The sequence below is a fragment of the Lactobacillus johnsonii genome (assembly GCF_014058685.1).
Lineage (GTDB): Bacteria > Bacillota > Bacilli > Lactobacillales > Lactobacillaceae > Lactobacillus.
Genome location: NZ_CP059055.1, coordinates 1,650,688 through 1,670,811, shown reverse-complemented (window position 1 = coordinate 1,670,811; position 20,124 = coordinate 1,650,688). Strand labels below are relative to the sequence as shown.

22 protein-coding genes are annotated in these 20,124 nt (G+C 33.9%); 18 read left to right on the top strand and 4 right to left on the bottom strand.

The genetic code is table 11. From position 1 onward, the window contains the following. Positions 1-222 precede the first annotated feature (222 nt). The 7 genes from pnuC (at position 223) to H0I41_RS08080 (ending at position 5,828) form a co-directional block, all read left to right on the top strand. The gene (gene pnuC, locus H0I41_RS08110) at positions 223-993 is read left to right on the top strand and encodes a nicotinamide riboside transporter PnuC (RefSeq protein WP_004897947.1); all 771 of its coding nucleotides are present in this window, start codon (positions 223-225) and stop codon (positions 991-993) included. Between the two features lie 69 nt (positions 994-1,062). Further along, positions 1,063-1,599: a PAS domain-containing protein gene (locus H0I41_RS08105; RefSeq protein WP_086875155.1), complete on the top strand. Its 537-nt coding sequence runs from the start codon at positions 1,063-1,065 to the stop codon at positions 1,597-1,599. A gap of 62 nt (positions 1,600-1,661) precedes the next feature. Continuing rightward, positions 1,662-2,936: a peptidase T gene (gene pepT, locus H0I41_RS08100; protein ID WP_135014654.1), complete on the top strand. Its 1,275-nt coding sequence runs from the start codon at positions 1,662-1,664 to the stop codon at positions 2,934-2,936. Positions 2,937-2,942: 6 nt separating this feature from the next. Further along, positions 2,943-3,392 carry a DUF3290 domain-containing protein gene (locus tag H0I41_RS08095; RefSeq protein ID WP_182094532.1) on the top strand — a complete coding sequence of 150 codons (450 nt, stop codon included), beginning with the start codon at positions 2,943-2,945 and terminating at the stop codon, positions 3,390-3,392. Positions 3,393-3,399: 7 nt separating this feature from the next. Beyond that, positions 3,400-4,035, top strand: a complete 636-nt coding sequence (locus H0I41_RS08090; RefSeq protein WP_135014652.1) for a DUF421 domain-containing protein — start codon at positions 3,400-3,402, stop codon at positions 4,033-4,035. Between the two features lie 16 nt (positions 4,036-4,051). Beyond that, on the top strand, positions 4,052-4,852 hold the full coding sequence (locus tag H0I41_RS08085) for an SIR2 family NAD-dependent protein deacylase (protein ID WP_135014650.1): 801 nt from the start codon (positions 4,052-4,054) through the stop codon (positions 4,850-4,852). Positions 4,853-4,865: 13 nt separating this feature from the next. Next, positions 4,866-5,828, top strand: a complete 963-nt coding sequence (locus H0I41_RS08080; RefSeq protein WP_135014648.1) for an exonuclease domain-containing protein — start codon at positions 4,866-4,868, stop codon at positions 5,826-5,828. A gap of 27 nt (positions 5,829-5,855) precedes the next feature. On the opposite strand, the gene H0I41_RS08075 is transcribed toward H0I41_RS08080, so the two are convergent. Next, positions 5,856-6,980, bottom strand: coding sequence for a low temperature requirement protein A (locus H0I41_RS08075; protein WP_135014646.1), 1,125 nt, complete (start codon positions 6,978-6,980; stop codon positions 5,856-5,858). 16 nt (positions 6,981-6,996) lie between these two features. Further along, on the bottom strand, positions 6,997-7,821 hold the full coding sequence (locus H0I41_RS08070; RefSeq protein ID WP_135014644.1) for an aldo/keto reductase: 825 nt from the start codon (positions 7,819-7,821) through the stop codon (positions 6,997-6,999). Between the two features lie 137 nt (positions 7,822-7,958). Between H0I41_RS08070 and H0I41_RS08065 the strand changes: the two genes are divergently transcribed. From H0I41_RS08065 to H0I41_RS08035, 7 genes are all read left to right on the top strand, one after another. Beyond that, positions 7,959-8,801, top strand: coding sequence for a DNA/RNA non-specific endonuclease (locus H0I41_RS08065; RefSeq protein WP_086875148.1), 843 nt, complete (start codon positions 7,959-7,961; stop codon positions 8,799-8,801). 31 nt (positions 8,802-8,832) lie between these two features. Then, a complete protein-coding gene (locus H0I41_RS08060) occupies positions 8,833-10,266 on the top strand; it encodes a C69 family dipeptidase (protein WP_004897936.1) in 1,434 nt (477 codons plus the stop codon). Positions 10,267-10,567: 301 nt separating this feature from the next. Further along, positions 10,568-11,653: an ABC transporter ATP-binding protein gene (locus tag H0I41_RS08055; RefSeq protein ID WP_004897935.1), complete on the top strand. Its 1,086-nt coding sequence runs from the start codon at positions 10,568-10,570 to the stop codon at positions 11,651-11,653. Continuing rightward, entirely contained in the window at positions 11,653-12,516 is an 864-nt protein-coding gene (locus tag H0I41_RS08050) for a carbohydrate ABC transporter permease (RefSeq protein WP_004897934.1), read from the top strand. The genes H0I41_RS08055 and H0I41_RS08050 overlap by 1 nt, the downstream gene beginning before the upstream one ends. Position 12,517: 1 nt before the next feature. Further along, entirely contained in the window at positions 12,518-13,348 is an 831-nt protein-coding gene (locus H0I41_RS08045; protein ID WP_135014642.1) for a carbohydrate ABC transporter permease, read from the top strand. Continuing rightward, positions 13,332-14,633, top strand: a complete 1,302-nt coding sequence (locus H0I41_RS08040; protein WP_023599939.1) for an MBL fold metallo-hydrolase — start codon at positions 13,332-13,334, stop codon at positions 14,631-14,633. The genes H0I41_RS08045 and H0I41_RS08040 overlap by 17 nt, the downstream gene beginning before the upstream one ends. A gap of 44 nt (positions 14,634-14,677) precedes the next feature. Continuing rightward, the gene (locus tag H0I41_RS08035) at positions 14,678-15,982 is read left to right on the top strand and encodes an extracellular solute-binding protein (RefSeq protein WP_004897932.1); all 1,305 of its coding nucleotides are present in this window, start codon (positions 14,678-14,680) and stop codon (positions 15,980-15,982) included. 65 nt (positions 15,983-16,047) lie between these two features. Here H0I41_RS08035 and H0I41_RS08030 read toward each other — a convergent pair whose 3' ends face one another. Next, positions 16,048-16,416, bottom strand: a complete 369-nt coding sequence (locus H0I41_RS08030) for a DUF1304 domain-containing protein (RefSeq protein WP_004897931.1) — start codon at positions 16,414-16,416, stop codon at positions 16,048-16,050. A gap of 150 nt (positions 16,417-16,566) precedes the next feature. On the opposite strand from H0I41_RS08030, the gene H0I41_RS08025 reads away from it, so the two are divergent. From H0I41_RS08025 to H0I41_RS08015, 3 genes are read left to right on the top strand one after another with little or no spacing between them, the layout of a single operon-like run. Continuing rightward, complete coding sequence (locus H0I41_RS08025) at positions 16,567-17,025, top strand: MarR family winged helix-turn-helix transcriptional regulator (RefSeq protein WP_011162452.1); 459 nt, start codon at positions 16,567-16,569, stop codon at positions 17,023-17,025. Between the two features lies 1 nt (position 17,026). Beyond that, positions 17,027-17,551 (top strand): GNAT family N-acetyltransferase, encoded by a 525-nt coding sequence (locus H0I41_RS08020; RefSeq protein WP_011162451.1) that lies wholly within the window; start codon positions 17,027-17,029, stop codon positions 17,549-17,551. After that, positions 17,551-17,991 (top strand): GNAT family N-acetyltransferase, encoded by a 441-nt coding sequence (locus H0I41_RS08015; protein ID WP_011162450.1) that lies wholly within the window; start codon positions 17,551-17,553, stop codon positions 17,989-17,991. The genes H0I41_RS08020 and H0I41_RS08015 overlap by 1 nt, the downstream gene beginning before the upstream one ends. 49 nt (positions 17,992-18,040) lie before the next feature. On the opposite strand, the gene H0I41_RS08010 is transcribed toward H0I41_RS08015, so the two are convergent. Next, complete coding sequence (locus tag H0I41_RS08010) at positions 18,041-18,964, bottom strand: BadF/BadG/BcrA/BcrD ATPase family protein (RefSeq protein ID WP_004896629.1); 924 nt, start codon at positions 18,962-18,964, stop codon at positions 18,041-18,043. Between the two features lie 191 nt (positions 18,965-19,155). Here H0I41_RS08010 and H0I41_RS08005 point away from each other — a divergent pair, with 191 nt between their 5' ends. Beyond that, positions 19,156-20,100: a serine hydrolase gene (locus tag H0I41_RS08005; protein ID WP_135014640.1), complete on the top strand. Its 945-nt coding sequence runs from the start codon at positions 19,156-19,158 to the stop codon at positions 20,098-20,100. Positions 20,101-20,124: the final 24 nt, after the last annotated feature.

Here is a 20,124-nt window from a genome sequence, read left to right as displayed (position 1 = left end):
TAAAAATAAAAAATATATAAAAATGCAAATAAAAACAGTTAGGATAATAAAGTAAGCGCTATCTAAAATTTGAATAACCCTTACCCGCATATTTAACGAAAATTGTAAACTCTTGTTTTCAATTTATTAACTACTATACTAGATACAGATGCTTTTTTGAGAAAAATGCGGATAAGGCACAATATATTGTGTGACCTAATATAAAGAAAGAGGAGTTAATAAATGGACAATTCCACATCATTACAAGAAGATCATAAAGAAAGAAAGGATAACTATTTCGTTTGGCTATTTAAGCAATTGCACGGATGGCCAGTTCAAAATTATATGCTTTGGTTCTTTGCTTTCGGTTTCCAATTAGCTATTTTGATTCAAAATAAAATCACTGCTTTAACCGTTATTACTTTTATTGGTACATTGCTTGGAACTTTATGTGTTTTAGCCATTAATGCAACTAAAGCAATTAATGGATGGTTAGGCTTGATTTCCGCAGCTTGTTTTATTTATGCAGGACTAGCTGCTAAGAATTATCTTTCAATTTTTGAACAAATTGCTTATATTTTAACTTTAGATTTACCAGTTATTATTTCAGTTAGATCTTGGAATGACGATACTAAGAATCACTTACGTAAGTTTGGTGCTAAAGAATGGATTGTTGCCATTGTTGGTACATTAGTTGTTTATGCAGTATCTGGCTATTTAATTGGTAAGTTTACTAACGATCCACGTCCTTGGATCGATGCTATTAGCTTTGCAATTTCATTAACTGCTGGCATTATGTGTTTTTTACGCTACAATAACCAATATTTCTGGTGGACTGCTAGTGGAATTTTCCAATTAATTCTTTGGGGTGTGACTTATGCACAGGGAGATGCAACTTTAGCAATGGCTGTTAACTCCTTAATTTACGTTGTTAATGACGTTTTAGCCTTTACTGTTTCACCATGGTTTAACATGGGAAGAAAGCGTGAAGGGTTAAAAGCTATTAAAGACTAAATGTAATTAAATACGTTAAAATTAGCATGTCGAGTTCGACATGCTTTTTTTATTTGTGAGGTATCAAAAATGAATGAAAATTGGACTAAAAATTATAAAAAAGCTGCACAAGGTAATGACTATGTAAAGTTAAATGCGGGACTAATGAAAGTAAAAGACCTCGATAATTATCTTTCTTCGTTTCCCAGCAATTTGCTCAGTTTTAATAAGACTGGAGAATTTACATATTATAAACAATTACCAGGGATGAATTATACTCCTCCAGAACTTGGAGAAAATATTGCGGCTCTTGGCCAAACAGAGAGTGAAAAGAAGCAATTAACAGAAATATTCCATAAGTTAAGCACAGGTGAAGCGAAAGAATTGCATTTTGTAGATCAAACTAATACCCAAAAAAGATTTATGGTAGACACATATCGGGCTATTTTTGATAAAGACCATCATTTTGCTGGAATTAATGAAACTGTTCAAGATATTTATCCACTTGTGGAATACTACTTAAAAGAAACCGGACAAAAATTGGTTGATGATCCTAAGAATACAAACGGAGAAGTGTATCGGAAAAATCAGAAAATTGATGCAGAAAGTGGAGCTTCGGAACTATAGTGAATTGACAGAAAACTATTTTTTCTTAAAATATAATTAAAAATAGTTTGGGGATGGTAAAAATGCCTGAAATTGATCAAAAATATATTCAAAATAAATTTATAGAATACTGTAAAGTAAATACTCGTTCAGATGAACAAAGTACAGCGGTGCCGACGACTGCCGGTCAAGTTGACTTGTTGAAAATTATTGAGAAAGAATTAGAAAAATTAGGCTTAGAAAATATTTCATTTTCAGAAGAAGATTCCTATTTAGTAGGAAAACTAAAAAAGACAACTAAGAAAGAAGTGACTCCAATTGGTTTTGTAGCACATGTAGATACGGCTGATTTTAATGCAGAAAATGTAAAACCGCTAGTGCATCAGAACTATGATGGAAAGGATATTTTCTTAAAAGAGGGACGTGTCTTATCCACAAGTGAATTTCCTAGTTTAAAAAAACATTTAGGTGAAACATTGATTACCGCTGATGGAACGACTTTACTTGGTGCAGATGATAAGGCGGGAATTGCTGGATTACTAGGAATGCTCAAATTTTTAAAAGAAAATCCTGATCTTGAACATGGAGATATTTGGGTTGCTTTTGGCCCAGATGAGGAAATTGGTAAGGGTGCTGCTCGTTTTAACGTGGAACGTTTTCCTGTTGAATTTGCTTATACATTAGATAATGGTGATCCAGGAGATATTGCATTTGAGACCTTCAATGCAGCAGCGGCTACGATTGATTTTCATGGGACAGTAGTTCATCCTGGCGAGGCATACGGTCTTATGGTCAATGCAGCCTTGATAGCTAGTGAATTTATTCAAGCTTTACCAGCAAGTGAGGTCCCTGAAAATAGTAAAGATTTTGATGGCTATTTTATGGTTTTATCCAATAACGGCAATGTCGATCATGCACAAATTCAACTAATTATTCGAGATTTTGATACTGATGGTTTTGAGCAAAAGAAAAAGTTAATCACAAGTACAGTGGATAAGTTGAATAAAAAGTATGGAACAAATCGAGTAACTTTTGAAATGCATGATCAATATCATAGTCCAGGAGATTTGATTAAAGAGCATCCCTATGTAGTAAATCTAGTTTTACATGCCTATAAGTCTCTTGGATTAGAGCCAAAAGTTATCCCATTTCGAGGAGGAACAGATGGCGTTTTTATTTCAGAAAAGGGGATACCTACACCTAACTTATTTAATGGTGGGGCAAATTTTCATGGACCATATGAATATGTAACAACTGAAAGTATGGCTCTTTTAGCTAAAACATTAATTGAAATTACGAAGCAGCATGTTTTATTAAATGATAAACGTGATGAAAGTCCATTAAAGAGAAAGTATTAGATTTAAATGAATTTCTATACGATAAATTATATTCAGAACCATCAAAATACAGATCGAACAGCTTTATATATTCTAATGATTGTTGCTGCCAGTGCGATGATTATTTTTGCAATTCTATATTTGCGTGATCGTTTTAATACCAGATATAGGGATTTAGGAATCATTGCCCTCTTGTTTTTATTATTATTTACTGGCACACAATATGAAAAATATGTGCAAAATAATGAACAGAAGTCTAAAGCTGCCCAAATTGTTCCCTTTATTAAATCAGTTGCTGATGATGAAAATGTTAAAGAAAGCGATGTGATGGTCAGTTCACTGAGTTTGCAGGATGGGATGATTGTGCGAATTGATTCGAAAAATGAAGACTATCAATTGAATTTAAACGAAAACAATAATAGCTATACATTAAATCGATCGCACGTGATTGATCATCATGTATATGTGCAAAAGTAGGTAAAAGATGGATTATACACAATTATTTATTAAGTTTTCTCTAGGGATATTAACCTTGATTATTCAAATTAATGTTTTTGGAAAAAGTAATTTAGCTCCAACAACAGCTTTGGATCAATTACAAAATTATGTACTGGGCGGAATTATAGGTGGTTTAATATATAATCAAAGTATTACCGTTCTTCAATTTTTATTGGTATTAATCGTTTGGACTTTAGTAGTTTTTATTTTGAAGTTTGGTCGTGAGCGTAGCAATTGGATTCGTAATTTGATTGATGGAAAACCGGTTCAAGTAATAAAAAATGGTCATGTGTTGGTCGGAAATTGTATGAAAGCTGGTATTTCTGCCAATGAATTAATGTTTAGACTTAGAAGTCGCGGAATTTATTCAGTTGAAAAAGTGAAAAATTGTATTTTTGAACAAAATGGCCAATTAACGATAATTGAAAATGATGAAGATAATATTCGCTTTCCGATTATTAGTGATGGACAGGTAAATGAAGACGTTTTGGATTTAATCCATAAATCTAATGCTTGGCTTGAACAGGAAGTAACTAAAGCTGGTTATAATAGTCCTGATGATGTCTTTTTAGGAGAATATATTGATGGACAATTACGTCTGGTAGGATATTCTGAAAAATAAAAAGGAAGAAATGATCATGAAAGATTTTAAAGAAATAAAAAAATGGTTAGCAGATGCCGATGCGGTTATTGTGACTGCAGGTAATGGGTTTGCACAAATGGAAGGCCTTGATATGTTTGACAATTTGGCCTTTCCGATTGAATATAAAAATATAAGTGAAAAATATCATGTAAAAACAATTGCGGATGCACTAGATAAAGATTTTGATTCTTGGGATGAAAAATGGCAATTCTGGAGTCAACTAATTAATGAGTATTCAGTTGAATATAAGCCAAGTAAAGCAATGAAGCAATTAAAAGAATTGTTAAATGGAAAGAATTATTTTATTGCTACTAGTACTTTTGGCCATTTTTTTGAAAAAGCTGGCTTTGATCAAGAAAAAATCTTTAATGTTTTTGGTGACTGGACAATGATGCAGTGTTCTAGTGGTTTAAATCACGGTACACGTTCTGATTTGTCAACAGTGAAGAGATACGTTAATGGCCAGGGTGAGGTTCCAAGATGCGAGGATTGTAATTCACCAATGGAACTTCATATGCCGCTAAATGCTCACTTCTTTCCAGATGAAGATGTAAATACGAGATTTCGTTGGTTTTTAACAAGAAATCAGACTAAGAAGGTCGTAGTGCTTGAACTAGGAGTTGATCCAACTAGTCCTCAGCTTCTTGATCCAATGGTAAAACTGGTTGAGCAGTTCAAAGATTGGCATTATGTAGCAGCAGACTTAAGTCAAGATGAATTGCCGGATGATATCCAAAAAAGAAGTGTCGGCCTAGAAATGGCTCTTCCTGAAGCAATTGAAAAGATTTCAAAATAATGAAAGGTAAAAAATGAGTATTTCAGTTATTCAAGGTGTTTTACGAATTCCAGCAGCTCAAGAAAAAATACGTCAAAAAGGCATTGAAAAACCTGGTTTTCCTGATAACTATACCTTAATTGATGTGGAAACTACGGGGCTTAGTCCATACCGTGATCGGATTACAGAGATGGGTGGTTTAAAGGTTCGCCATGGAGAAGTAGTTGCAACTTTTTCAGAATTGGTGAAGTTTCCTGATAGCAATAAGGTGCCTGCTTTTATTACCAAATTAAATGGAATTGATGAAGCGACGATTGAAGAAAAGGGTCTACCGGTTCAAGAAGCAATAAAGAAATATCGTGAATTTATCGGTAGTGATCCGATTGTTGGATATAATGTGAATTTTGATTTGAATTTTGTCTATGACCTAGCTGAAAAGTATCACTTAACTGTCTTAAATAATGATTATGTTGATGTTTATCGTTTGGCTCGTAGTTTTTACCCACAAGAACAACACAATCGTCTTTTAGATTGCATGCACCGATTAGATATCGCAGAAACGCAAGAGCATCGCGGTTTAGATGACTGTCTAGATACAAAAAAGGTTTTTGACGAATTTCATCGATTATTTAGACAGGAACATATGCTTAGAGCGCAAGAAATGGTTAAAACACTAGACTTAACTAGTGAATGGCCTGAGATTGTTAAACAAAGCCAAGCTTTCCGTAGTCCTTTTGCTCATAAGAATGTTGTAATTGCTGGTGACTTAGATGTAGATGAATATGAACTAGCTAATGCTGTAAAGAATTTGGGTGGCCTTATTTGGGATGAAGTTGGTCAAGATACAGACTACCTTTTAGTTGGAGATCATGATTTCTTCAGAACTGATATCGTTGAATTAAATAAGGCAAGAGCATTAAAGAAACAAGGTCAAAATATTAGAATTTGGTCGGAGCAATTTTTCTTGAATGTTCTTGATAATTGGGCACGTAGTTAAAATATTTTTTACATTAAAAAGGGAATCCTAAAGCAGGATTCCTTTTTTGATATGGGGAAGATTTACATGTACGAGCCAACCAATATTAATTGAAACAATAATAAAAGTGAGGATGGTAATAACTTCAAAGCTTGACCAGATGAGACAAGAAATAGTTCCAATTAAAGTTGTACTAATAAAAAGAAAAATAGTTGATTTTTTTAACTTAAATTGCAGTTTATTGTAATGAGTTGAAAATAATAGTCCTAAATAGAATAAACCAATTCCACAATATAAACATAAAACAGCAAACCATGAGTTAGCATCCGATTCATGGATAAATTTTATACTTACAGTAATTAAACTAATGCCAAAGATTATTAAATAGTGAAGATAGATTAGTATATTACCTGTTACATCTTCTTGGTCTTCATTAATTAATTTATCAAATTGTAGTGCATAAGTGAAAAATAGCAAGGCAACGGTTAAAAAGATAAGAATAGAATAGAAGGAAAAAGTTTTAGGTTGAAAGTAATCCGCAATACCAATAATTGTTTCACCAAAGATAATAATTACTAGGAGATTCAGTCGTTCAAGTAAATGAGGAAAAATAATTGGATGTTTAAGAGTATATTTTGTAGTGAGAAGTGGCATTAACCAGCTTAATATGATGCCGATAACAGCTAAAATAAAGCCAAAAATGTTATCTAAAATTCCCCCGATAACTAATGTACTTGCCCTAAAAATTAAAATCATAAAAAATGCCCGGGAAATATTTCGATCGACAGAATTTTTAACTTGAAAGTAATTGATTAAATAGTGGCTTGCTAGAGTAAGCGAAAGTAATCCAGCCGAAATAAATAGAACTTTCATCTCTGTTAGATTATTAGTATCAAAAGAATTAGACATGTAAAGTAAGATCATCATATCAATAAAGTAAAAAGCAATGTCAGCCCAACTACCGATACCATATCTATTAGTAAAGACAGTCTGAATCATCCATGAATTAATAAAAATAATTACAATCAATGCAAAAAGAGCAAAGGAGGCAGGTGAAACTAATCCATGCTCTAGATGATGGAGAATCTCGGTTGTTTTAGATATCATGTAGACAAAAACGAGGTCATAAAACAAGGCAATTTTTGAGACTCGCTTATTTAATATATTTTTCATCCAGCCTACCTACTTTCTAAAATTCCTCATGTTCATTAGGATCAAATCTTCTTGCAGAAATTTTGTCTAAATTGATAAGTTTTTGGACTTCTTCAGGCGTTAATTTGAAATCAAAAATATCCAAATTGCTAATTTGATGTTCATAGGAACTAGCTTTGGGAATAGGAACAACATTAAGTTGAGTTTCCCATCGTAAAATTATTTGAGCGGGTAACTTATGGTATTTTTGAGCTAAGTCAATAATTTCTTTTTCTTGAAAAGCTTCACCTGCACGCTGCAACGGACTCCATGCTTCGGTAATGATGTTATGGTTATCATCATACTCACGAATTGTCTTGCTGGACCAGTAGGGATGAAGCTCAACTTGGTTAATAGCGGGCATAACGCCTGTTTCACGGTATAAATGTTCAATATGTGTTGGCTCAAAGTTAGAAACACCTACTGAGCGAATTAAGCCAAATCTTTGGGCATCTAGCATGGCTTGCCAGGCTTCAAGATAATGATTCTCCTTTGGATTTGGCCAATGGATCAGATAGAGATCATAGTAATCAAGATTAGCAGCATAAAGCGATTCTTGAATTTGTTCTATGGCTTCCTGATATTTATGATGACGACCTGGTAATTTAGATGTTATAAAAATATCATCACGATTTAGACTGCTATTTTTAATAGCACGACCTACTGCTCCTTCATTTTCATAATTAACAGCAGAATCAAGTAGACGATAACCATTCTTTAATGCAGCTTGAATAGCAAAAACTCCACGAGAACCATTTAATTTATAGGTTCCGAAACCAATTTTAGGAATTCGATTTCCATCATTTAAATTAAAGTATTCCATTCTTAATCTTCTTTCTGTTTTCAATATACTTATTACGTTTATTGTAACAGTCTAAATAAACAAAAAATTATTAATTACATTGCAAACGTACGTTCAAATATCTATACTGAAAGAAATAATGTTAGGGGAAAGAATAAATGGCAAAGAGAAGAAGATATCGAAAAAAACAGACAAATACAGTAGCAAACTGGATTATAGCGCTAGTAATTATTATTTGGGGTGGTTGGTTTAAGCTTAATTCTTCTAATCAAGTAGCGAATCAAAACCAAGATAATTCCCAGCAAGTAGTAAAGAATGCTACAACAGCGGATACCAACTATGGCGGATTGTCCAGTACTGACTATCAAAAATTAGCTAATTTAGACTTTAAGAGCGGGGACAAGGCCTATGTCTATGTAAATAATAATAAGTCAACTTTGATCAAGAATGCCTGGAAGGTTAATAAAGTAATCTATTCTAATTTAGATAATTTGAACCGAACTTCTCATTCAAATACTGCCTTCTTAGAGCCAAGAAATGTGGCGAATGATTCTTTACGTGTAAGACAGTTTATTAATCCAACTGCATGGCATTCTAATCGTGAAAATGGGACTCAAATTTATAATCGTGGACACTTAATTGCTTATTCAGTTTCTGCAGGAATCGATCAAGGTGGAATTTATAACCCTAATAATCAATCAGGTGATCAAAATAATCCTAAAAACCTATTTACGCAAACAGCTTTTTCTAACCAGAAAATTCAGACTATTTTTGAAGGAAAAGTACGTAATGCCTTAAAACAGGGAAATAAGGTTATTTTTCAGGCAACGGCAATTTTTAGGGGAAATGAATTAATGGCACGTGGTATTAATTTGCAGGCTATAAGTTTAAATAATAATTTGGATTTCAACGTTTATATCTATAACGTGCAGCCTGATTATGTATTTGATTATAATAATGGTAGGGCTAAAATAGATCGTAATATGGTAGTTAATCAATAGTTAATTTTTATATTTAATTTAGGAGAAAACAATGAACAAAAGCAAGGATAACTGTACGGCAATGATTGTCGGAAAAAAGGCTACAATTGATGGTTCAACCATTATTGCTCGTGATGAAGACGGTTATGGCGGCATTAATGAAAAGACTTTTGTTGTCCATGAAGCAAAAGATTATGATGAAGAATATGTTTCAAAATATAATGGTTTAAAGCTTCATTTAAAGGGACATGGTTGTAAGTGGACTGCCACTCCAACAGCTGATGAATCAGAAGGTCGCTGGGATGAACAAGGAATTAATGAATATAACGTTGCTATGTCGGCTACTGAAACAGAGGCCACAAATGCTCGCTGTTTAGGTCATGATCCATTAGTAGAGGATGGAATAGATGAAGATTCGATGGTTTACCTTGTCTTACCATTTGTTAAGACTGCTCGTGAAGGGGTAGAGCGTTTAGGTAAATTAATTGAAAAATATGGTACTGGTGAAAGTAATGGTATCGCTTTTTCTGACCACGATGAAGTTTGGTATTTTGAAACTGGCGCTGGTCATCAATGGGTAGCACAAAGAATTCCCGAAGATTCCTATGCAATTTGTCCTAATATAATGGTGATTCAAGATATTGATTTTGATGATCATGATAATTTTATGTATGCACCAACTATTCGTGATTTTGTAGAAAAAAATCACTTAAATCCAAGTACTGATGGTAAGTGGAGTTTTAGAGATATTTTTGGTACTAAAGCAGAAGCAGATAGTTACTATAACACCCCAAGAACTTGGTATGGACAAAAGCTTTTTAATCCAAGTGTTGAGCAAGACCCATTAAGTCAAGAAATGCCATTTATTAGAAAGCCAGAAAAGAAAATTGGCGTTGAGGATGTAGAATTTTTCTTGTCTAGTCACTATAACGGTACTGAATATGACCCAATGGGATCGTTTGCTTCAGGGGATGATAAGAAGCAAAAAATGTTTAGATCAATTGCTTTGGATAGAAATCAATCTAGTTGTATTCTTCAAATTAGAAATGATGTTCCTAAAAAAATAGCAGGTATTCAATGGATAAACTTTGGTTTTTATGCTTATAGTCCTTATGTACCTTTCTATACCAATATTGATGACACACCATTAAATTATCAAACGGCTAGTCATATGGTTACTCCAGAATCTAGTGCATATTGGTTGTATAAGAGTTTACAAGTTTTGGTAGAGCCAAGATATCATCAGTTTATTTACCAGGTTGAGAACTTTAGAGATGAATGTCAAAGTTATGCGGTTAGCCGTATCTCAGCAACCGATGAGAAAGCAGGAGGATTGTCTGGAAAAGAACAAACTAAATACTTAACTGCTGCTAATGCTGAAACGGCTGCATATATTACTAATGAAACTAAGAAATTAATAAGTGATTTGACGAGACAAGCACTAAATTCTTCTAAATTTCAATTTGAACGTGGCGACAATTTGTAATTTTTTGAAAAACACTGCACAAGATGTAGTGTTTTTTTATTGTTCGCCTTTCTCTATCTTGTATGTTGGTAAAACAGATTCCAAGGGGACATCTAAAAAATGCAAGAGGTAAAATACGATTTATTTTTATGGAAATATTGTTCCTTAAATGATATCATTATCCACATCTTATCCACAAAAAAGCAGCAAAATTTCACAAAGTACGAATTATTTATTGAAAAAATATTTGTGATTTTGTTGCTTTTATCATAAAATTTGTGATGTAATATGATTTAAATCTAAATGTAGTAGTGAGAGATATATGAACGAAGATAAATTCATTCAGGTAAATAACCTAGAAAAAACTTATGAGAATGGTTACCAAGCGATTAAGTCTGTCAGCTTTTCTGTAAAAAAGGGCGACTTAGTGTGCTTGTTGGGTCCTAGTGGTTGTGGAAAAACTACAACTTTAAATATGATTGCCGGATTATTGAATCCGACTGGCGGAGACATTATTGTAAATGGTAAGTCTCTTCTTAATGTTGCGCCAAAAGATCGTAATATTGGCTATGTATTCCAGAACTATGCCTTATACCCACATATGACTGTTTTACAGAATGTAATGTTTCCAATGACAGTGGGAAAGAACAAGAAGCCAAAAGATGAAGCTGAAAAAATTGCCCAAAAATTTATGAAATTAACTCATATTGAAGAATTAGCTGATCAAAAGCCGGGCAATCTTTCTGGTGGGCAACAGCAGCGTGTTTCGATTGCACGTGCACTAGTGCAAGAACCACAAATTTTGTTAATGGATGAACCATTAAGTAACTTAGATGCCCGCTTACGTTTAAAGATTCGTGAAGAAATTCGTAATTTGGTTAAGGAAGTAGGAATTACTACTTTATTCGTTACCCACGATCAAGAAGAAGCACTCTCAATTGGTGATAAGATTATTCTTTTCCATAATGGAGTAATTCAACAAGACGATAAGGGTCAAGACCTTTATCTTGAACCTAATAATCAATTTGTTGCTAACTTTATTGGTAATCCAGTAATTGATAATTTTGATGTAAAGGTAGCAGACAATAAGATTATTGGGACAGACTTTGAAATTCCAGTTGGAAAATTAGATAGTGCAAAATTTAGAGGCGACTTAGTAGCCGGAGACTATACATTGAGTATTCGTCCTGAAAACCTAAAGTTAAGTGATGAAGGCGAACTTTCCGAAGTGATTGATGATGTCGAATTGATTGGACGCGAACGAGTATTGAAATTTACTCATGCTGGAACAAATCAGCGTGCATTGATTGATTTAGAGCAAGAAATAAAACCTGGAGATAGCGTGAAATTTAAGATGAACTTAGACCGCGTTTACTTATTTAAGCCAGATGGGGAGCGAATCTATTAATGAAAGATAATCAGAAAAAAGCTTGGTTATTTTTAGCACCGGCCATTATTTGCGTTACTGTATTTAGTATTTGGCCAATTCTACGTGCTTTTACGATGAGTTTTCAGGGTGGACCATTAATTGACCTACAATTTAATGGCCTTTCTAACTATCAATATATTTTTAGCGATCCAGAATTTTGGCGTGCAATTATGAATACAGCCATTTATTCATTTTTAGCTGTACCAATTGCCTTAATAATTTCTGTTGCGTTAGCATGGTTTATCTTTTCAAAGATTAAACATACCGCCTTCTTTGAAACTATGTTTTTTATGCCATATGTTACAAGTACGATCGCAATCGGAATTGTATTTCGTTATATCTTTAATGGTGAATACGGTTTATTGAACTTCTTATTAAAACTTGTTCATTTACCACAACCTGATTGGTTAGATAATCCGAGTCTAAGTCTTGTTTCATTGATTATCTTTGGTGTTTGGTCATCTTTGGCATTTAACATCGTTATCTTGATGGGTGCGTTAAGAAATATTGAACCAAATTACTATGTTTTAGCTGATATGTATGGTGCAACAAGTAGGGAAAAGTTCTGGCGCATAACAGTGCCACAGTTAGTTCCAACTTTAGCATTTCTTTTAACTGTAAACTTAATTGGGGCATTTAAGATCTATACCCAAGTTTATGCATTATTTAATGGACAAGCTGGTGTAGGTAATTCGGCAATGACGGCAGTTTACTACATCTATAATAAATTCCAAATTGTTGGTACGCCTGGTGTAGCAATGGCTGCAACAGTAGTCTTGTTCCTATTTATATTGTTCGTAACTTTCTTACAAAGAAAATTGATGAAAAAGGTGAACAGTTAGAATGAAGAAGAAAAAACTACGTTGGGGAATGATTTTTGTCTATCTATTCATTGGAATTTTTGGCATTATAACTGTTTTCCCATTTATTTATATGATCTTAGGTGGATTGATGTCCTATCAAGAAACCACCACTCTTCCACCAACTTTAATTCCAAAGACTTTGAGGTGGAGTAACTATCAAAAGGTATTTGAGCAAGCACCATTTGCAAGATACTTCTTAAACACATTTATTACAGCGGCAACTACAACAATTGTTACATTGTTTACTTCAATTCTCGGTGCATTTGCAATGACCAACTTGAAGTTTAAGGGAAAAGGATTTATTCAGCTAATTTTTCTCTCACTCTTAATGGTTCCGGGAGAAGCAATAATTTTTACCAACTACAATACAATTGCTCATTTAGGCTTATTGAATACATATTTAGGATTGGTTTTACCGTTCTTAACATCTATCTTTTATATGTACTATTTACAAAGCTACTTCACAGCAATTTCACCAACAATTTATAAAGCAGCCATGATTGATGGAGCTTCTGACTGGGAGTATATTTGGAAAATTCTAGTTCCAATGTCTAAAGGTGGATTAATTACTGTTGCGTTGCTTAGTTTTATTTCAGGATGGAACTCCTTCTTATGGCCATTATTGGTAACAAATGAAGATAAGATGCGCTTATTGAACAATGGTTTAGCTGCCTTTGCCTCTGATGCGGGTGCTCAAACGCAACTTCAACTAGCAGCAGCAACTTTAACAGTAGTACCTGTTTTAATTGTTTACTTCATTTTTAGAAAGCAAATTATTCGAGGAGTAGTACGTAATGACCTCAAAGCCTAAAACTACAGTTACTTTTTATAATGGGTTAACGACTATTGGCGGCCCAATGATTGAAGTAGCTTATGATAAGTCACATGTATTATTTGATTTAGGAGAAGTGTACCGTCCAGAACTTGGATTAAAAATGGAAGATGAAGATTTTTCAACCCTTCTTAAATATCAATTGATTGGTGATGTACCAAATTTCTATGATCCAAAGATTACGGGAAAAGAAATAGATCATGAACGTTGGCAACATAGCGCAGCTTATATTTCTCATCTTCATTTGGATCATAGTAAAGCTATGAATCTTTTAGCGCCCGATATTCCACTATATGCTGGTCCATTAACTGCGGCTTTGCTACCAGTCTTGAATCGGGATGGGGAATTTTTATTACCAGCAGCTGATAAACCGAAGAATTATACTCGTCCTATAATTGCTGCTAAATTAAACCAGCCCATTAAAGTTGGAGATATAACTTTAACAGTTGTTCCTAGTGATCATGATGCTTACGGAGCAACTGGGTTAATCATCAAAACGCCTGATAAGACAATCGTTCATACTGGGGATATTCGCTTGCATGGTTATCATCCCGATTGGGTGCGTCAATTTATGGCGGCCGGTAAGGAATGTGATATGCTAATTATCGAAGGTACTGGTGTTTCATGGCCAGAACGTAGTGAAGAGGATAGTGAAGAGTTCAAAGGCGTTAAGAATGAGGTTGAACTTACTGAAAGAGTAGTTAAATACCAAAAAGATAATCCAAAGCGCCAGTTGACTTTTAATACTTATCCTACAAATGTAGAGCGAATTTTGAGAATTATTTCAGATTCTCCTCGAAAAGTAGTCCTTCATGCTAAACGTGCTGAATTATTAAAATTGGCATTACAGCAGGATGTTCCTTACTACTACTTGCCAGAAGATGAAAAGATTGATGCGCTCGATCCAAATCTTGAAGTTAGTTATCAAGATCTTCTAAAGGACGATCATCAATATTTCTGGCAAGTAGTGGGTCATTATGATCAACTACAAAAGGGAGGCTTATACATTCATAGTAATGCTGAGCCTCTTGGGGATTTTGATCCAGCTTATGCTCCGTTTATTGAAAATATTGAAAAACGTGGAATTGAATTGATAACTCTACGTTGTTCAGGACATGCGGATGTAGCTGAATTAAAAGAAATTATTGCGGGTTTTGAGCCAAAAATTTTGGCTCCTGTGCACACATTGCATCCAGAATTAGAAGAAAACCCATTTGGAGAAAGGATTTTACCTAAGCGCGGAGAGGTATTTACGCTTAGTTAAAATTAAAATTTTATTTTGTTGTTTGTTTTTATTGGGAGGAACATATGAAGTTCACTAAAAAATTTGCAGCAGTTGCAGTTGCTGCTTTAGCCCTTGTAGGCACTACTGCTTGCTCAAATTCTAAGAGTAATGATAGCTCAAGTAGTAAGTCAGCTGATATTCCAACTAAGATTACCAAGAAAACTACTGTAGTTTTCTGGCATGGTATGACTGGAACTCAAGAAAAGACTTTACAAAGCTTGACTAAGGATTTTGAAAAGAAGAATCCTAACATTACTGTTAAGCTTGAAAACCAAGGTAAGTATACTGATTTACAAGCAAAGATTAACTCAACTTTGCAATCACCAAATAACTTGCCTACAATTACTCAAGCTTATCCTGGCTGGCTTTTAAATGCCGCTAATAGCAAACGCTTGGTTGATATGACCCCTTACATTAACAATAGTAAGATTGGTTGGGGCTCAGCTAAGAAGAGTGACATCCGTGAAGAATTATTAAAGGGTGCACAAATTAAGGGTACTCAATATGGTATTCCATTTAATAAATCTGTTGAAATGTTAACTTATAACAAAGATTTATTAGATAAATATGGTGTTAAAGTACCAAAGACAATGGCTGAATTAAAGGCAGCATCTAAGAAGATTTACGAAAAGAGTAACCACAAGGTTGTTGGTGCTGGATTCGACTCACTTTCAAACTACTACGTTTTAGGTATGAAGGATGAAGGCGTAAACTTCTCTAAGAACATCAACTTTACTGGTTCTAAGTCTAAGAAAGTAATCAACTACTATGCTGATGGTATTAAAGCTGGTTACTTCAAGACTGCTGGTTCAGCTGGTTACCTTTCTGGTGACTTCTCTAACCAAAAGGTTGCAATGTTTGTAGGTACTAGTGCTGGTGAAGGATTTGTTAAGATGGGTGTTGGTAATAAGTTCCAATACGGTGTTGCACCTCGTCCTTCTAAGTACAACATGCAACAAGGTACTGATATCTACATGTTCAACAAGGGTACTGCAGAACAAAAGGCAGCTGCCTTCATGTACATTAAGTACTTGTTAGGTAAGAACCAACAATTGACTTGGGCTGATCAAACTGGATACATCCCTGTAACTAACAATGTGATTAACTCTAGTGCTTACAAGAACTCAACTAAGTCTAAAGTTCCTGCTCAATTAGACAAGGCAATGAAGAACTTATACAGTGTTCCTGTAGTTAAGAACAGCAACGCTGCATACACTCAATTGAATTCAATTATGCAAAACATCTTTGCACAAGCAAAGAAGGGTCAAAACTGGAATTCACAAATTGATGCCGGTAAGACTAAGTTCGAAAGTGCTTGGAATCAATAAAAACAGAATATTAAGTAAAAAATGAGGACTGTCATTATGACAATCCTCATTTTTTTATAGATGTTTTAGAAGAAAAGTAGAATGAAGGCAATTAATGCAGGTAGCATTTGAACAACAAAAATCTTTTTACTTGCTGTAAAGCCCCCAAAAATAGCGACAACTACAACAAAGGCAAGCAAAAGTTGCCATACAGTGATTAAAGTTGGCATTCTGAAGAAGAAAAATACAATTAAGATTAAAAGACCTAGCATTCCATTATAGATACCTTGATTAGCTAAAGCTGTTTTTGCGGCAGGCTGTTTAACAAAATCTACATCCATGTCAAACGACTTGGCTTGTAAGTCTGGTTTCCCAAAAATTTCTAACCACATAATTCCAATATGCTCAATTCCAACAATAATTGTTAGAAGAATTCCGATATTTCTTAAAATCATTTTATAATCTCCCTTATTTAACTATTCAGATAGATTTTACTTATTGTTAACATAGAAATCAAATAGAGTAATAATCATTTCTATTATTGTCGCATTTGCAACAATAATAACATATACTAGAACAAACGAATAGGAGGGATAGACATAAAGATGGCAGAAGAAGATATTTTAAGAGAAATTGGTTCAATTTCACGAGCCTTAGATTCGATTGCTAACATTGAGTTTAAAGATTTGGAATTAAATCGTGGTCAATACTTATATTTAACTCGAGTTTTTGAACACCCCGGGATTATTTCTGATCACCTAGCTACATTATTAAATATTGATCGTACAACGACTGCCCGTGGAATTAGAAAACTTGAACGAGAGGGACTTATTTTTAAAGAAGATGATGAAACTAATAAGAAAATCAAACATTTATTTGTAACCGACACAGGTAAAAAATTAGCTAAAGAAATAGAAAGAGAAAACGTCTATTCAAATACGTTAGTAACAAAAGGCTTAACTAAAGCTGAACAGGCTCGATTACAAAAATATCTAAGTGTTCTCGAGAAAAATGCACGTGAAAGTTGGAATTTTGTAAAGAATGGTGGAAAGAGGAAGTATTAATATGACAGTAAAATATGAGATTAAAGAAGTACTAGCAGATAATATTAGAGAATTACAACAAATTTCAAGACAAACATTTTTAGAAACGTTTGGATCACAAAATAGTGCCGAAGATATGAGAGAATTTTTGGATACAGCATATGCAGAAGAAAAATTAAAAGATGAAGTTGAAAATGCGAATAGTAGTTTTTACTTTTTAACTGTAGATAATAAAGTGGCTGGCTATTTAAAGGTGAATGAGGGAGATGCGCAAACAGAGCAGGTGGTTCCTAATGCTTTAGAAGTCGAAAGAATATATTTGAAGCAAGATTTTCAACATCAAGGTTTAGGATTAGTGCTAATCAAATTAGCTGAGAAAATAGCTAAAGAAAAAGATAAGGACAATATGTGGCTTGGAGTTTGGGAGAAAAATTATCAGGCTCAGACTTTCTATGAAAAAGATGGTTTTAAGAGAGTTAGTCAACACACTTTTGTAGTTGGAGAAGATCCACAGACGGATTTGATTTTAGTTAAGGGGTTGAAGTAATGAAATTTTGTTTTAAGACAATTGATGAAATGACTGGATATGAGGCTTTTTGCGTCGAACGGCTAAGAAATGAAGTTTTTGTTAGTGAACAAAAAATTACCTTACCTGAAATAGATGATGAAGATTTTCATGCAATTCATGTTTTTAGTTTAAATGACGGAAAAGATGATGCTTTAGCTACTTGTCGAATTTTTAAAGATGGAAATGGAGATTGGTATTTAGGTCGAGTTGTGGTCTCAAAAGATGCACGGGGAATGCATCTTGGAAGTAAAATGATAAAAGAAGTTCATGAGTACCTAAAAGAAAAAGATGTTAATAGGTTATACTGCCATGCGCAAATGACGGCCAAGCCTTTCTATGATCATCTTGGTTATCAAGTTAAAGGTGATATATTTGATGAGGGCGGTATAGAACACGTATTAATGTATAAAGATCTATAGATAAAAAAGCACCTCGGAGATCGAGGTGCTTTTATAGTGTTTAACTTATTTATTCATCATCGTTATGGTTAGTGAAGTAGCGGTAATCTTTACTCTTATCAAAAATTACACCACGTGCGTTTTCACCGTTTGAAACGCTAAATACTGCGTCTGGGTATTTTTCTTTAACTTCTGCTTCCATGTATGAACGCATCATAGCGTTGTTTGAAAGAACTGAACCAGTTAAAGCAACGCGCATTGGCTTAGGATCTTCGTAACGGTCTAAGCACATAATAATATCGCGTGCCAAAAGATGTGCTTGATCTGCAATGATTTTACGAGCATCTTCATCACCGTTATCTGCTAACTTAGCAACTTTAACAGCCTTTGAAGCAACTTCTGGACTAGTTAAGTTGTAGAATTTAGCAGGAACTTCACCCATGTTATCAACATTGAATTCTTTAACGAATAAATCAATTAAAGAATTCTTTTCACGCTTGTCCCAGCTAAGAAGAGCAGCTTGAAGAGCAGCCTTGGTAATAGCGTAACCACTACCTTCATCTCCAAGTAAAGAACCGTAACCACCAACAGCAATTAAAGAGCCGTTTTGACGACCATTAACAACAGATCCAGTACCAGCAATAACTAAAGCACCGTCTGCTCCTTCAAGACCATTGTAAAGAGCAAGAAGTGAGTCAGTAATAGCACGAGTTGGAATATTACCAACCATTGAAGAAATAGTTGCTGCAACTTCTGGTGCATTACCAACAACGGATAAACCGGCAATTCCGGCTAAAACTTTAATACAATCGCCATCAATTTTGTCACGCAATTCATTAACTGCTTGAGCAATATTCTTGATACCGAGTTCGTAGTCATTGTTGATTTGACCTGGGCCGGATTCAGCACGACCTAATTCTTTACCGTTTTCATCATAAGCGATTGCCGTAGAGTGTGTACCACCTGCGTCAATACCGATCATATATTTCAACATAAATAATAATCCCTCACTGTAAATATTAATACTGAAATTATTGTACTAAAAAAAGAACAATTTGTGAACGCATTCAGCAAATCCTATATAAAGAAAAGATAATCTTAAAAAATAGAATAATCCTTAGTCTTTAAAACTTTTTTAGGTATTAGCATGATAAAATAAAAAATATGTGATTAAGGAGATTTTTAATGAAAAATAAAATATTTTTAGGGGCGATTTTATCCTCTTTTTGTGCATTAGCTTTTTATATGACTAGTATTAATCATATGAAGACACAAACTTTAGAAATTTATGGAAATTCAACAGCCAAAGTAGCTCAAAAAAGTAAAATGAAAGAGGGCACTAAACAAACTCGTATTACTAATGGAGAAAGTGAGATTGGAGAGGCCGCTATTTCAAAAAATAGTAATAAAGATTTAGCTAAAGCCATTGTTAAAGCTAGTTCAAACGTTCAAGGAAACTATCAAGTAAGTGTAAAGGACTTGAATAATCCTAAAATATTTGCCGATTTAACAAATACTAGTCAGGACAATTTAAATGCTGGGAATGTTCTAAAATTATTTGTGCTGCTCGCTTATTACAAGGCAGTTCAAGATAAAAGCTTAAACTCGGCGACTCCTTATAAAGTTAAATCAAGTGACTTAAATGGTGGAGATAAGGTATTAAAGACTGATATGGCTTATTCCTATACATATTTACTTGATTTAATGATGCGTCAGCAAAATAATAATGCAGCTAATATTATTTTGAATAAAATTGGAAAAGAAAAAGTAAATCAAACTGCAAAAGAGTTTGGTGCAGGCAATACTGAAATTACTGATAATTTTGGTAAAGATTTTGCCGGAAAAACCAGTAGTGGTGACTTAGTTAATACTATGCAAAAGCTTTACCAGGGAAAAATTTTAGGAACTAGTGTGGATAATCAAATTTTAGGACAGTTAGCTAATTTTCCTGAAAAAGGCTTAGCCAAAAACATTAATGGTGTGGTTTATAAAATAGCTGATAAAAAACAAGGAGCAGCCATAATTCAAGAAGATGGTAAGCCTTATACGATGGCAATGGTTAGTGAAGAAGATGCTGATCTAGCTAAAATTGGTGATTCGATTAATAATTGGATGACTAAACAAAAATAGATTTAAAGGAGTTTTTAACTCCTT

Excerpts from the sequence above, each read along its gene's own strand:
- pnuC (WP_004897947.1), top strand. The coding sequence starts at position 223 with ATGGACAATTCCACATCATTACAAGAAGATCATAAAGAAAGAAAGGAT.
- H0I41_RS08105 (WP_086875155.1), top strand. The coding sequence starts at position 1,063 with ATGAATGAAAATTGGACTAAAAATTATAAAAAAGCTGCACAAGGTAAT.
- pepT (WP_135014654.1), top strand. The coding sequence starts at position 1,662 with ATGCCTGAAATTGATCAAAAATATATTCAAAATAAATTTATAGAATAC.
- H0I41_RS08095 (WP_182094532.1), top strand. The coding sequence starts at position 2,943 with ATGAATTTCTATACGATAAATTATATTCAGAACCATCAAAATACAGAT.
- H0I41_RS08090 (WP_135014652.1), top strand. The coding sequence starts at position 3,400 with ATGGATTATACACAATTATTTATTAAGTTTTCTCTAGGGATATTAACC.
- H0I41_RS08085 (WP_135014650.1), top strand. The coding sequence starts at position 4,052 with ATGAAAGATTTTAAAGAAATAAAAAAATGGTTAGCAGATGCCGATGCG.
- H0I41_RS08080 (WP_135014648.1), top strand. The coding sequence starts at position 4,866 with ATGAGTATTTCAGTTATTCAAGGTGTTTTACGAATTCCAGCAGCTCAA.
- H0I41_RS08075 (WP_135014646.1), bottom strand. The coding sequence starts at position 6,980 with ATGAAAAATATATTAAATAAGCGAGTCTCAAAAATTGCCTTGTTTTAT.
- H0I41_RS08070 (WP_135014644.1), bottom strand. The coding sequence starts at position 7,821 with ATGGAATACTTTAATTTAAATGATGGAAATCGAATTCCTAAAATTGGT.
- H0I41_RS08065 (WP_086875148.1), top strand. The coding sequence starts at position 7,959 with ATGGCAAAGAGAAGAAGATATCGAAAAAAACAGACAAATACAGTAGCA.
- H0I41_RS08060 (WP_004897936.1), top strand. The coding sequence starts at position 8,833 with ATGAACAAAAGCAAGGATAACTGTACGGCAATGATTGTCGGAAAAAAG.
- H0I41_RS08055 (WP_004897935.1), top strand. The coding sequence starts at position 10,568 with ATGAACGAAGATAAATTCATTCAGGTAAATAACCTAGAAAAAACTTAT.
- H0I41_RS08050 (WP_004897934.1), top strand. The coding sequence starts at position 11,653 with ATGAAAGATAATCAGAAAAAAGCTTGGTTATTTTTAGCACCGGCCATT.
- H0I41_RS08045 (WP_135014642.1), top strand. The coding sequence starts at position 12,518 with ATGAAGAAGAAAAAACTACGTTGGGGAATGATTTTTGTCTATCTATTC.
- H0I41_RS08040 (WP_023599939.1), top strand. The coding sequence starts at position 13,332 with ATGACCTCAAAGCCTAAAACTACAGTTACTTTTTATAATGGGTTAACG.
- H0I41_RS08035 (WP_004897932.1), top strand. The coding sequence starts at position 14,678 with ATGAAGTTCACTAAAAAATTTGCAGCAGTTGCAGTTGCTGCTTTAGCC.
- H0I41_RS08030 (WP_004897931.1), bottom strand. The coding sequence starts at position 16,416 with ATGATTTTAAGAAATATCGGAATTCTTCTAACAATTATTGTTGGAATT.
- H0I41_RS08025 (WP_011162452.1), top strand. The coding sequence starts at position 16,567 with ATGGCAGAAGAAGATATTTTAAGAGAAATTGGTTCAATTTCACGAGCC.
- H0I41_RS08020 (WP_011162451.1), top strand. The coding sequence starts at position 17,027 with ATGACAGTAAAATATGAGATTAAAGAAGTACTAGCAGATAATATTAGA.
- H0I41_RS08015 (WP_011162450.1), top strand. The coding sequence starts at position 17,551 with ATGAAATTTTGTTTTAAGACAATTGATGAAATGACTGGATATGAGGCT.
- H0I41_RS08010 (WP_004896629.1), bottom strand. The coding sequence starts at position 18,964 with ATGTTGAAATATATGATCGGTATTGACGCAGGTGGTACACACTCTACG.
- H0I41_RS08005 (WP_135014640.1), top strand. The coding sequence starts at position 19,156 with ATGAAAAATAAAATATTTTTAGGGGCGATTTTATCCTCTTTTTGTGCA.